Origin of the sequence: Hymenobacter fodinae (assembly GCF_004745825.1) — a bacterium.
GTDB classification, from domain to species: domain Bacteria; phylum Bacteroidota; class Bacteroidia; order Cytophagales; family Hymenobacteraceae; genus Hymenobacter; species Hymenobacter fodinae.
In genome coordinates, this window is the sequence record NZ_SRLA01000002.1 from 1,059,686 (window position 1) to 1,073,025 (window position 13,340).

General features: G+C 57.2%; 7 protein-coding genes. All 7 read left to right on the forward strand.

Annotated features, from left to right (window positions below; genetic code table 11):
- Window positions 1–500 precede the first annotated feature (500 nt).
- The 7 genes from EU556_RS11805 to uxaC all read left to right on the forward strand — a co-directional run bounded on the left by EU556_RS11805 (window position 501) and on the right by uxaC (window position 13,217).
- On the forward strand, window positions 501–3,755 hold the full coding sequence (locus EU556_RS11805; protein WP_135434305.1) for a SusC/RagA family TonB-linked outer membrane protein: 3,255 nt from the start codon (window positions 501–503) through the stop codon (window positions 3,753–3,755).
- Window positions 3,756–3,782: 27 nt separating this feature from the next.
- Entirely contained in the window at window positions 3,783–5,627 is a 1,845-nt protein-coding gene (locus tag EU556_RS11810) for a RagB/SusD family nutrient uptake outer membrane protein (protein ID WP_135434306.1), read from the forward strand.
- 79 nt (window positions 5,628–5,706) lie between these two features.
- Complete coding sequence (locus EU556_RS11815) at window positions 5,707–6,048, forward strand: cupin domain-containing protein (protein ID WP_135434307.1); 342 nt, start codon at window positions 5,707–5,709, stop codon at window positions 6,046–6,048.
- Between the two features lie 16 nt (window positions 6,049–6,064).
- The gene (pelA, locus tag EU556_RS26485; RefSeq protein WP_245327590.1) at window positions 6,065–8,185 is read left to right on the forward strand and encodes a pectate lyase; all 2,121 of its coding nucleotides are present in this window, start codon (window positions 6,065–6,067) and stop codon (window positions 8,183–8,185) included.
- Between the two features lie 10 nt (window positions 8,186–8,195).
- On the forward strand, window positions 8,196–9,728 hold the full coding sequence (locus tag EU556_RS11830; RefSeq protein ID WP_135434308.1) for a tagaturonate reductase: 1,533 nt from the start codon (window positions 8,196–8,198) through the stop codon (window positions 9,726–9,728).
- Between the two features lie 107 nt (window positions 9,729–9,835).
- Window positions 9,836–11,488, forward strand: a complete 1,653-nt coding sequence (locus EU556_RS11835; protein ID WP_135434309.1) for a UxaA family hydrolase — start codon at window positions 9,836–9,838, stop codon at window positions 11,486–11,488.
- A 292-nt stretch (window positions 11,489–11,780) separates the two neighbouring features.
- Complete coding sequence (uxaC, locus tag EU556_RS11840; protein ID WP_135434310.1) at window positions 11,781–13,217, forward strand: glucuronate isomerase; 1,437 nt, start codon at window positions 11,781–11,783, stop codon at window positions 13,215–13,217.
- The last annotated feature ends 123 nt before the right edge of the window (window positions 13,218–13,340 follow it).

Here is a 13,340-nt window from a genome sequence, read left to right on the forward strand (position 1 = left end):
GCTAGGCCTCTAGGCTGCCACTTAAGTGTGTAGACTGACCAGTCAAGACATGAACCATTATGTGCTTCTGTTTTGCAGTTATCAACGGTTGTAGGATTAGTAAAATGCAATTTAGGTCAAAGATTAAGGGCGCTTGGTGCTGAGGTCAAAAAAATACTAGCTTCTTTCTATTGATGTTGGTAAATGTGCTCCAATCAAAGAAAAGTGAGTAATGGGAACGTTCCCGACATCGATTGCAGAAATAAATACAGGGTTATTCTTCCCATTCTATTGGGGTAGGACTAAACTTAATCAACTGATACTCTAGTCCACAATCCAAAAAGCTGTTGCAGTCAGTTAGCCTCGGTAATAAAGTCAGGTTGCTTCTTGAAATATCCCAACGCCGAACCGTTCACTCCGTCGCGGGACAGTAAGTGAGGAGCCGCTCACCCACATGCGGATACTATAATCTGACCGAAGTGCTGAAGCTCTTATCCCACATCAATTCCCACACCACTGTCATGAAAAGAAATTTACTGTTGCTAACTCCCCTCATGGCATGTGCTGTAGCACCGGCCTGGGCCCAGCAGCAACAACAGCGCGTCCAGGGTATCGTTAAGTCGGAAAAAGGAGAGCCCCTGCCCGGCGTAACCGTGGTTGTGCAAGGCACAACGGCCGGTGCCTCCACTGATGCCGATGGTCGTTTCAGCTTGGCCGTTCCCGCCAACGCGACGTTGCGCTTTAGCTACATTGGTTTTCTGCCCTACGAAGTGGCCGTGGGTACCAAAACCGACATTACGGTTACGCTGAAGGAAGATACTAAAACCCTCGACGACGTAGTCGTTATCGGTTATCAGGCCGTGCAGCGCCGCGACGTAACCGGCTCGGTGTCCTCGGTAAGTGCCCAGCAAATCAAGGACATTCCGGTTAACTCGGCCGCCGAAGCTCTTACGGGCCGCCTGGCTGGCGTGCAGCTTACTTCTTCGGAGGGTACGCCTGGCAACTTGGATGTACGGGTGCGGGTACGGGGTGGGGGCTCCATCACGCAGGATAACTCCCCGCTATACATCGTCGACGGCATTCAGATTGAAAATGCTCTGGCCGTTATTGCGCCTCAGGATATTGCTTCGGTTGACGTACTGAAGGATGCTTCTGCAACGGCTATCTACGGGGCACGCGGTGCTAACGGTGTAGTAATCATTACCACCAAGAAGGGCATTGAGGGCAGAACCGTTATCAGCTACAATGGCTTTGCCGGTTTCCGCCGCATTAGCAACAAGCTGGATGTTCTGAACCCAAGTCAATACCTGGATTACCAGTTTGAGCGTGCCCAGCAAGTAGGAGCCACGGGCACTGGCTCGCTGGCTACGTTTAAGTCGCTGTTTGGTAGTAATAACTTCAACGGCGACACCCTCACCCGGGCTCGTAATTCTCCCTTCATTGACTGGCAGGATGAGGTGTTCGGGCGCGAAGCATTCCAGCAGACACACAACGTGTCGGTTGCTGGTGGCGTGAAAGGCACCACGTACTCTCTGAGCCTAACCCGGAACACGGAGGATGGCATTCAACTGGGCTCTGACTACGACCGGAAGTTGGTCAACTTCCGCTTCGACACGAAGGCAACGGACCGCCTGCGCATTGGCCTGAACTTGCGCTTCAATGACCAAGCAACCAATGGGGCTGGTACTTCCACGTCTGGCTCAAGCGTTACCTCCCGTCTGCGCAACACTATTCAGTACCAGCCTCTGTCAGTGCCCAACGCGACGGGCGCGGTGCTAGACCCGAATACCTTCGACGATGACTTCTTCACCACCTCTAGCTTGGTGAACCCAGTTATTACCATCAACAACGAATATCGTCGCGACAAGCGCCGCACATTCAACATTGGTGCTAACGCGGCTCTGGACATTACGAAGGGCCTAGTGTTTCGCACTACCGCCGGTTTCGATATCACGAATATTGATCTGAGCACCTTTAACGGTCGGTATTCTCCTACCATCCGGCAGGCTGCGGGGGGCTACCTGAACTTGCCGTTTGCTACCATTACCACTAGCACGCAGAACACGCTCAACAACTCGAACGTGTTGGACTTCAGTCACAAGACTGGCCTACACAGCTTCGGGGTATTGCTGGGTGAAGAAATCTATCAGCAGCAGACGAAGCAGCAGTACATCCAAACCAACTTCCTGCCCCTCGATATTACCGCCGAACGGGCGCTGGCCAATATCAATCAAGGGGTGCTGCCTGCCGGCCAGACGTCGCAGCCGGTACTGCCTAGCACCAGCATTCCATCTGACTACCGCTTGCTATCCGGCTTCGGTCGCCTGACGTATTCTTACGACGATAAGTACCTCTTTACCGGCACCTTCCGGGCCGATGGCTCATCTAAGTTCCGGCCGGGCAACCAGTGGGGATATTTCCCCGGCGCCTCGGTGGCCTGGCGTATTTCCCGCGAGGCATTCATGAAGGACGTAGCGGCCGTATCTGATCTGAAGCTGCGCTTAAGCTACGGGCAAGCCGGCAACAACCGCATCAACGACTTCCTGTTCAACCAGTTGTTCCAGCCGGGCAATGCTCCCTACGCTCTGAACCATAGCATTGTGTTGGGAGCTTCGGCTACTACGCTGCCAAACCCCGATTTGAAATGGGAGGTAACCACTTCACGCAACGTGGGGGTTGACTTGGCTTTGTGGGATAACCGAGTGCAGTTCACGGCCGACGCCTATTACAACACGACCACGGATCTGTTGATTAACCGCCCAATTCCGCCCTTCCTGGGATATACCTCTCAACTGCAGAACATCGGTAAAACCTCGAACAAGGGCCTGGAACTGCAACTGACGGGTACTGTAATCACCAACGAAAACTTTACCTGGACGGCTACCGCTAACGCAGCCCTGAACCGCGGTAAGATTGAGAGCCTCGGCCCCAATACCAGCGAAATTGCCGGTATTGCATCGGGCTGGGCTGGCTCAGCACTTAACACCGACTTCGTGGCCCGCGTAGGCCAGCCCGTAGGCCAGATGTACGGCTACGTGACCGACGGCTACTATACCGCCGATGACTTCGAGGGCTACAACACGGCCACGAACACCTGGACGTTGAAGCCGGGTCTGTTGCGGGCGGGTACGCCTGATAACATTGCCGCGCAGCCCGGCTTGCTGCGCCTGAAAGACCTGAACGGTGATGGACTAATCAACGACCAAGATCAGACCGTCATTGGTAATGCTAACCCGAAAGTAACGGGTGGCCTAAATCAGCAGTTCACGTACAAAAACTTCGATGCCAGCGTGTTTCTCAACTTCGTGTTGGGCAACGATATCTATAACGCGAACAAAATCGAGTTTACTTCTAATACGGCGAATACCGTGTTCAGCAACGTGCTCGGTATCATGGCTGACCGGTACCGCATTACCAACGCCGATGGTACCCGCATTACGGACCTGAACACGCTGCGGGAGGTTAACCAGAACGCCAAAATCTGGCGCCCCACCTCCAACTACTTCCTGCACTCGTGGGCTATTGAAGACGGCTCTTTCCTGCGCATCAACAACGTAACCGTGGGCTACACGCTGCCCAAGGCCCTGACCACTCGCGCTAAAGTGCAGACGCTGCGCTTCTACGTGACGCTCAACAACCTGTACACCTTCACCAAGTACAGCGGCTTCGACCCAGAGGTGAACACGCGCCGTTCCAGCCCCCTTACTCCGGGGGTTGATTACGCAGCTTATCCGCGCAGCAGAGCGTTCCTGTTTGGCTTGAACCTGTCCCTCTAATTCCCACCTGCATTTTCATTCAGTTATATGAAATCCCCTGTTTCCTTTCGGACCACGCTAGCTATGCTGGCCATGGCTGGCACGGCTGGGCTAACCTTTTCCTGTAAAGATTATCTGGAAGTAGAGCCAGTTGCGCTCAACACCACCTCCTATATCTTCAGTACGGTAGCTGGCGCTACTACCGCCGTTATTGGCGCCTACGACCCGCTTTCGGGCGACAATGGGTACGGTCAGCGGGTGAGCATGTATTTCCCCTATGACTCCGACGAGATGATAGGCTCGCCGGGTGCGCCGGATGGGCAGCGCCGCAGTATTGCGCGCTACAGCATGCTTGCCACTAACACCGAGATTACCAACCCCTGGAATCAGTTGTACCAGGGCGTAGAGCGCTCCAACATCTGCATCCAGCAGATTCCGCAGATGGCACTCTACACCAGCGGCTCCGCGGCGGATACGGCCGCGCTGCACCGCTTGCACGGTGAGGCCCTGACGCTGCGCGCCCAGTATTACTTTGAGTTGGTTCGCAACTGGGGTGACGTGCCTACCCAGTACTCTCCCTCCGTTTCGGGCCAGGACTTCAACCTGCCCAATACCGACCGCAATGAAACGCTCACGAAGCTGATTGCCGATTTGCTTCAGGCTGAAAAGCTGGTTCCGTGGCGTTCCAGAGCGGGCGCTTCCAATGAGCGAATCACGAAAGGTGCCATCAAGGCCTTGCGGGCTCGGATGGCGTTGTATCGGGGTGGGTATTCGCTGAAGGGCAACCAAATGGTGCGTCCCGCCGACTACCTCGATTATTACCGAATTGCCCGTCAGGAATGTGCGGAGCTGATGGCAAATCGGAACGAGCACAATCTGAACTCAAGCTTCCTAGAGGTCTTCAAGAGCATCAATGAGCAGCGCTCAGAGTCGGCTAACGAAATCATGTTCCAGGTGGGGGCTACGGCCTCCACGGCGGCTTCTGACAGCAAGCTGGGATACTACAACGGCCCGCGTCTGAATGCCTCTACCGTCTATGGCTCTACCCAAGGGGCGGTAGTAATTGCCCCGCCTTACTTCTATGCCTTCGACTCGACGGATACGCGGCGCGACGTAACCATTGCGCCCTACACTATACCCGCCAACAACTTCCGGGCGGGTGTAGCTCTCAACTCCGTAACCGACGGCAAGTTCCGTCGTGATTGGCACGTCCCTGCCATTCCGGGCACCGGCAATTACTTGGGCTACAACTGGCCGGTAATTCGTTTCGCGGACGTGCTGCTGATGTTTGCGGAAGCTGAGAATGAGCTGAACGGCCCCACGCAAGCGGCGCAGGATGCTTTTCTGGAAGTGCGTACCCGTGCGTATGGCACGCGCGCCAAAGCACAGGTTGGCCTCACGCTAAACTCAAAAGCGGCCATGTTCAATGCGCTGGTGAATGAGCGGTACTTGGAGTTTGGCAGCGAAGGTATCCGCAAGTATGACCTGCTCCGCTGGAACCTATTCGCTACCAAAATTGCCGAGGTGAAAGCCAACATCGTGAAGATGGCTAAGGGCGAAGCACCCTACGACAAGATGCCGCTGTACATGTACTACAAAACGCCGGCCGCCGGCGAAGTACAGTGGACGCGCTCCTTCTACCGTCCTTCCCCCACACCTAACACTGCCCCCGCTGGCACTGTGCGGGTGAACTGGCGCCAAGCTATTGATGCGGCTTACGTGGCTAACACCCAGCCGGCAGGTACCAGCTACACCCTCGGGACTACTACGGCGCCCAGCATCGGGAGTGGCCTAGCGGCCCAGTACGTACCTGGTCAAGGTAAAGAGTTGCTCCCGATTCCGCAGAGCACACTTATTTCTGACCCTGCTCTGGTACAGAACTTCGGTTACTAACAGGAGACTACATGAGGGGTGCCAGGAGAAATTCTTGGTACTTCACTTCAATCAGCACTACACTTTCAATCCTTGCAACATGGCCGCTTCCGCTGATCAACATTTCCTCACGAACGAAACCCAGCAGTGGGAGACAGTAGGCGAGGGAGTGCGCCGCACCATACTGGCCTACGGGCCCGATCTGATGCTGGTGAAGGTGGCGTTTGAGTCGGGCGCCGTGGGGGCGCCGCATCGCCACGTTCACGCTCAGATTACCTACGTGGAGAGCGGCGTATTCCGCTGCCTGGTAGGAGAGGAGGAGCGGGTACTGCGGGCCGGGGAAGGCTTTCAGGCCCCCTCTAACGTGTGGCACGGCGTGGTGTGTGAGGAGGCCGGCGTATTGCTTGATTCTTTTAGCCCGATGCGGGAAGACTTTGTGTAGGCCTGTGCAGCGCGCTATGAAACATATAGTGAAACTACTGCTCCTGTTGGTGGGGGTTGGGGAAATGGGAATAGAATCTGCCCGTGCCCAACAGGTGACGGTGGCGGCGGATGGTTCGGGGCAGTTCCGGACCATCCAGGCCGCCCTGAACAGCCTCCCCAACGAAGCCGCGAAGCCCCGCACGGTGTACATCAAAAATGGCACCTACCGCGAAAAGGTGTTCGTGGATGGCAAGCAGAATATCATCTTCAAAGGACAAAGCGAAAAGGGGGTTGTCCTGACTTACCCGCAGGCCCGCGACGAGTGGCGCTGCGACCCGGTAGCGGGCCAGGATGACTGGGGCGTGGCCACGCTCAACATGCGTAACTCGCCTGACATTACACTGGAAAACCTTACCGTTATCAACAGCTATGGCTTTGATGCCAAAGGCGACGTGACGGTAGACTGCGCCACCGACCCCAGCGGTAAGCGGACTATCGGCAAGAACGGGCACCAGATGGCTCTGCGCACGATGCCGGGTACCACTCGCCTGACGGTGAAGCACTGCACTTTCCGGGCCTTAGGGGGCGACACCGTGAGCCCGTGGGATGTAGATGCTGGCCTGTACTACTTCAAGGACTGCACCATGGAGGGCGGCGTAGATTTCTACTGCCCCCGCGGGTGGGCTTACGCCGAGAACTGCCGCTTCATTTGCCACAACCCTAATGCTGCCATCTGGCACGATGGCTCCGGCAACAAGGACGAAAAGACGGTGCTGAAGAACTGCACCTTCGAGGGCGACGACAACTTCAAGCTCGGTCGTTTTCACCGCGAAGCGCAGTTCTACCTCATCGATTGCAAGTTTGCCCAGAACATGGCCGATGCGGATATCTACTGGGCCACCTCGGGGCCCGGAGCTAAGCAGTGGGGCCGCCGCGTGTACTACCAGAACTGTCACCGCCAGGGCGGCGACTACGCCTGGCACCAGGATAATCTGAAGACGGCTGAGGGAGCACCCAAAGCCAAGAAGATTACTGCTGACTGGACCTATGGCGGCCGTTGGTACCCAGTGTCGGGTAAGAAAGCCACGATAGCCCTGCCCCCCTCGAATCCTAACAATACTAACTCGGTGCTGCCCACAGCGGCAAATCTGCGCACCGACCAGGTAGATAGCGTAGCCGAGAAGATGCTGGTCTACCAGCGCAGCGTGGGCGGGTGGCCTAAGGCCGTGAAGGAGGTGAAAGTTGACTACAGCAAGCCGCTCTCCGCTGCCTCACGCGCTGCCACCCTAGCTGATGCTGGTCGGACGGATGCTACCATCGACAACAACGCTACCACCCGTGAAATTGCTTACCTGCTCAAGGCCTATAAAGCCAGCAACAAGATGGCCTACAAGGATGCCGCCGAGCGGGGCATCCGGTACTTGCTGAAAATGCAGTATGCCAACGGTGGTTTCCCGCAGTTCTACCCCGATTTCAGCAACTACCGCCACCAGATTACCTACAACGACAACGCCATGATTCGGGCGCTGCTGGTGCTGCGGGCCGTGGCGGCGCAGCAAGGCGACTATGCCGCGGTAGACCCGGCACTAGTGCCCCAGGCCAAGGAGGCAGTGGAGCGGGGTATTTCCTGCATCCTGAAAACGCAGTACGTGCAGAAGGGCCAGCTCACGGCGTGGTGCGCGCAATACGATGAGAAGACCCTGCAGCCGGCCAAAGCCCGGGCGTTTGAACTGGCTTCGCTGAGTGGAGATGAGTCGGCGGCCATCGTGGAGTTTTTGATGGGCGTTGAGAATCCTTCGCCGGAAGTGAAAAAGGCCATTACCAGCGCCATGGCTTGGTTTGAGAAGGTGAAGATGCCGAATCTGGCTATGAAGGAAATTAAGGACCCGAGCCAGCCCACGGGCCGCGATCGGGTGATAGTGGCCGAGCCCGGTGCCACGCTGTGGGCGCGGTTCTACGAGCTCGAAACCAACCGCCCCATTTACGTGGGGCGCGACAGCAAAGTGCATTACGCCCTAAGCGAAATAGAAAATGAACGCCGCGCAGGCTACCTGTACGCCGGCACCTGGCCCGAGAAACTGTTGCAGCGGGAATACCCCAAGTGGCAGCAGAAATGGGCCGCCAACACAACGAAACAAGAGGGAAGCAAACTCTAGGATTTTGGCTATGCCACACTTATCAAAAGAATTCGTACTGCAGGCCACTTCGGCCGCCGCATTGCCAACTCCGGAGCTGTTTGAGCTGCCCGAGAAAGTTCTGCAATTCGGCACGGGCGTGCTCCTGCGCGGCCTGCCCGACTACCTCATCGACAAGGCCAACCGCCAGGGCGTGTTCAACGGCCGCATTGTGGTGGTGAAAAGCACCGACGGCGGCGACATCGACGCCTTCACCCGCCAAGATGGACTCTATACGCTCGGTATCCGCGGGATTGAGGACGGCCGCGAAGTGGAGGAAAACGTGGTGTGCTCGGCCATCAGCCGGGTGCTGTCGGCCAAGAGCCAGTGGGCCGAGATTCTAGCCTGCGCCGCCAATCCTGACTTGCAGGTGGTAATTTCTAATACTACTGAGGTTGGTATTCAGCTGGTAGCCGACGATGTGACCCAGAGCCCGCCAGTCTCATTCCCCGGCAAGCTGCTGGCTTTCCTACACGCCCGCTTCCAAGCGTTTGGCGGCGACAAGGAGAAGGGCCTAGTGATTGTGCCCACCGAGCTGATTCCGGACAACGGCACTAAGCTGGAAGCCATCCTGCTGGAGCAAGCCCACCGCAACAACCTCGACGCCGAGTTTATCGATTGGCTGGAAACCGCCAACCAGGTGTGCAACTCCTTGGTTGACCGCATTGTGCCAGGCCGCCCCGCCGCTAACGTGCAAGCCGAGCTGGTCGTTGAGCTAGGCTACGAAGACGAGCTGCTGACCATGTCGGAGGTGTACACGCTCTGGGCCATTGAGGGCGACGAGCGGGTGAAGCAGATTTTGTCGTTTGAGCAGGTGGACGCCGGCGTGATTGTGCAGCCCAACATCAACCTGTTCCGGGAGATGAAGCTGCGCCTGCTAAATGGCACCCATACGCTGAGCTGTGGCCTGGCCTTCTTGGCCGGCTTTGGCACGGTGCGTGAAGCCATGGAAGACAGCTGCGTAGCGGGCTTCATTCACAACCTGATGCTGGCCGATCTGCTGCCGGGCATTCCGTACGCTGTAGATGAAAAGGCGGGCCAGCGCTTCGGAATGCAGGTGCTGGACCGTTTCCGCAACCCGGCTATTGAGCACCGCTGGCTGGCCATTACCATGAACTACACGGCCAAGATGCACATGCGCAACGTGCCCACGCTGCTGCATTATTACAAGCAGCTCAATGCTGTGCCGCACTACATGGCGCTGGGCTTTGCGGCGTACTTGCTCTTCATGCGGGGCACCCACCAGGAGGAGCAGGTGTGGTACGGCGAATCCAACGGAGTGGCCTACCCCATCCAGGATGAAAAGGCCGACTACTTTGCCGACCTCTGGAGCCGCCAGCAGCCCGCCGAGCTTACCCGCACCGTGCTGCACAACCAGGCACTGTGGGGCCACGACCTAGCGGCGCTGCCGGGTTTTGGGGCGGCGGTAACTCGTTACCTTGAAAAATTGTTGACGCAGGGAGCCCACGCCACCGTAGCCGAAACGCTCAACAAAACTGTTGGGCAAAAGGCCACGGCGGAATAGGCAAATGGCCTAGCATTGCCGCAGAAGCCCCTGCTAGGCCTGTCGCCCCCATGACTACATCTGCGTTCTGAACACGGTCTGGTACAGACTGCAAATACTCTGAAGAAATGAAACATCTGGTAGCCAAAATACATCCGCAGGATAACGTGCTAGTGGCCCTCACGGACCTCCCTGTGGGCACGCCCGTCACCTGGGAAGGCACCACCGTTACTACTACCGACCGGATTCCGGCCAAGCATAAATTAGCCCTGGAGTTTCTCGCCCCCGGCGACCCCGTGCACATGTACGGCGTGCTAGTGGGGAAAGCACGCGAAGCTATTGGCGTAGGTGGCCTCCTGACCACGGCCAACATGAAGCACGCCACCGACAGCTACGACGAGCACCACCAGCGCCGCGCCGAGTGGCAGGCCCCTGACGTGAGCAAGTGGCAAGACCGCACCTTCATGGGCTACCACCGCTCTGATGGGAGCGTGGGCACCTCGAACTACTGGCTGGTAATTCCGCTGGTGTTCTGCGAGAACCGCAACATTCAGGTGCTGGAAGAAGCGTTGGTAAACGACCTTGGCTACGCGCGCCGCAAGTCGTATCAGCCCCAAACCCAGGCCTTGCTGGAACTCATGCAGGCCGGCAAATCAGTAGAGGAAATTCTGGCTACGGATCTGCACTCTGCTGAAATCAACCAGCCGAAAGCCAAACCCTTCCCGAACGTAGACGGCATTCGGTTCCTGAGCCACGAGGGCGGCTGCGGCGGTATCCGCCAGGATGCCCAAACGCTGTGCGGCCTGCTGGCCGGCTATATCACCCACCCCAATGTGGCCGGTGCTACGGTGCTGAGCCTAGGCTGCCAGAACGCCCAGGTGAGCATGCTGCAGGACGAAATCAACAAGCGCAGCCCCAACTTCGATAAGCCCCTGTTCATTCTGGAGCAGCAGAAGCTAGGCACTGAGGAAACATTGGTGAGCACGGCTCTGCGCCAGACCTTCGCGGGCCTGATGCAAGCCAACCAACTCCAACGCCAGCCCGCCCCCTTAAGCAAGCTGTGTATAGGCCTAGAGTGCGGTGGCTCTGATGGCTTTTCTGGTATCTCGGCCAACCCCGCCGTAGGCCACGTTTCCGATCTGATGGTGGCCCTTGGTGGCTCCGTTATTCTAGCGGAGTTCCCGGAGCTATGCGGTGTAGAACAGGAACTCGTTGATCGTAGCGTAAACACTGCCACGGCGGAGCGTTTCAGCTCCTTGATGAAAGCCTACGGCGACTCGGCTGTAGCCGTGGGTTCGGGCTTCGACATGAACCCCTCGCCGGGCAACATCCGCGACGGGTTGATTACCGATGCTATGAAGTCGGCGGGGGCGGCCCGCAAAGGTGGTTCGTCGCCTGTTGTGGCCGTGCTCGACTACCCCGAGCCCGTAACACAGCCTGGCCTGAACCTGCTATGCACCCCCGGCAACGACGTAGAATCGACGACGGCGGAAGTAGGTTCGGGCGCTACCGTGGTGCTCTTTACCACTGGCCTAGGAACGCCTACCGGTAACCCCATTGCACCCGTGGTAAAGATTTCGAGCAATACGGCGCTGGCCAAGCGTATGCCCGATATTATCGACCTGAACACCGGCACCGTGATTGATGGCGAAGAAACCATCGAACAGGCCGGAGAGCGGATTCTGGACTACATCATCCGGGTAGCCAGCGGCGAAGAAGTTGCCGCCGTGCGCCACGGGCAAACCGACTTCATCCCCTGGAAACGTGGTGTGTCGCTGTAGAGTCTTGACTATCGGGCTAAAAAGAACGTCATGCTGAGCGCAGCCGAAGCATCTCTACCGCTTCGTTGCAATAGGCCTAGCCAAGTTGGTTAGCCAGAGGTAGAGATGCTTCGGCTGCGCTCAGCATGACAACATACTTCACCGGGCCCACTAGGCCAGTAAGTACCCACCTACCGTAATCGTTTCCGTTAAAAAAGCCGCCAAAACCCACCCTAGGCCAGTCGGAAGCTGATACCTTTACCCTCTACCCACCCGTGATTTTGACGGGTTCCGCCCCTAATTTTTGTTGGTTATGAAGCCATTTCTCAACGACGACTTCCTGCTGCAAACGGCCACGGCCAGCACGCTCTACCACGAGTATGCCAAGCAGATGCCCATCATCGACTACCACAACCACCTCTTGCCCGACCAGATTGCGGAGGATAAGCAGTTCGATACTATCACCCAGATCTGGCTCTACGGCGACCATTATAAGTGGCGCGCTATGCGGGCCAACGGCGTGCCTGAGCGCTACATCACGGGTGATGCTTCTGACTGGGAAAAGTTTGAGAAATGGGCCGAAACTGTGCCCCAAACAGTGCGCAACCCCCTTTATCACTGGACGCACCTAGAGCTACGCCGCTACTTCGGTATCACGGAGCTGCTCAACCCGGCCAGTGCCCGCCGCATCTACGACCAGTGCAACGAGAAGCTGCGTACCCCTGAGTACTCCGTGCGAAATCTGCTACGTATGATGAACGTGGAGACGCTCTGCACCACCGACGACCCCGCTGACACCCTGGAGCACCACCGCGCCCTGGCCGCCAGCGGCTACGAGGTGCAGGTGCTGCCTACGTTCCGGGCCGATAAAGCCATGACGCCCGAAAACGCTGCGGCCTATAACGAGTATTTGGATAAGCTAGGCCAGTCGGCGGCCGTGGAGATCAAAACCTTCCACGATTTAGAGAAGGCCCTTCGCCTTCGCCACGACTACTTCGCCGCTCTGGGCTGCCGCCTTTCTGACCATGGACTAGAGCAGATTTACGCTGCCGATTACACGGCCGCTGAGGTGCTAGATATCTTTGCCAAAGTGCGAGGAGGGGAGGAGCTAGGTCAGGAGGAAGTGCTGAAGTTTAAGTCGGCCATGCTGGTGCTGCTGGCGGAGATGGACTGGGAGAAAGGCTGGACTCAGCAGTTTCACTTGGGTGCTCTTCGTAACAACAACTCCCGCATGCTGCGTGAGTTGGGCCCCGATACCGGCTGGGACTCCATTGGTGACTTCCCCCAAGGCCGCGCCCTGTCAAAGTTCATGGACCGCCTCGACGGGCAGGACAAGCTCGCTAAAACTATCATCTACAATCTGAACCCCGCCGATAACGAGTTGATTGCCACCATGATTGGCAACTTCAACGATGGCTCGGTGGCGGGTAAGGTGCAGTTCGGTTCGGGCTGGTGGTTCTTGGATCAGAAGGACGGTATGGAGAAACAAATCAACGCTCTTTCCAACATGGGCCTGCTGAGCCGTTTCGTGGGCATGCTCACCGATTCGCGTAGCTTCCTCTCATACCCTCGCCACGAGTACTTCCGCCGCGTGCTTTGCAACCTGTTCGGCAACGACGTGGAAAACGGCGAACTGCCCGATGACATCGAAGGCCTGGGCCAGATCATCCAGAATATCTGCTACGGCAACGCCAAGGAGTACTTTGGTTTTGTGAAAGCCGGAGTATCGGAAACGGCTGAAGTGGCCTAGCTAGAGCTAAAGACTAGTTCCCCTCCTTCTTAGCTAAGGAGGGGCTAGGGGTGGTTGACCAATCGTTGAACATTCACTAGCACTTAGTCTTAGCCTTAAAAAATCGTTCTAGGCCACTTCAAC

Excerpts from the sequence above, each read along its gene's own strand:
- pelA (WP_245327590.1), top strand. The coding sequence starts at position 6,065 with ATGAAACATATAGTGAAACTACTGCTCCTGTTGGTGGGGGTTGGGGAA.
- EU556_RS11835 (WP_135434309.1), top strand. The coding sequence starts at position 9,836 with ATGAAACATCTGGTAGCCAAAATACATCCGCAGGATAACGTGCTAGTG.
- EU556_RS11815 (WP_135434307.1), top strand. The coding sequence starts at position 5,707 with ATGGCCGCTTCCGCTGATCAACATTTCCTCACGAACGAAACCCAGCAG.
- uxaC (WP_135434310.1), top strand. The coding sequence starts at position 11,781 with ATGAAGCCATTTCTCAACGACGACTTCCTGCTGCAAACGGCCACGGCC.
- EU556_RS11830 (WP_135434308.1), top strand. The coding sequence starts at position 8,196 with ATGCCACACTTATCAAAAGAATTCGTACTGCAGGCCACTTCGGCCGCC.
- EU556_RS11810 (WP_135434306.1), top strand. The coding sequence starts at position 3,783 with ATGAAATCCCCTGTTTCCTTTCGGACCACGCTAGCTATGCTGGCCATG.
- EU556_RS11805 (WP_135434305.1), top strand. The coding sequence starts at position 501 with ATGAAAAGAAATTTACTGTTGCTAACTCCCCTCATGGCATGTGCTGTA.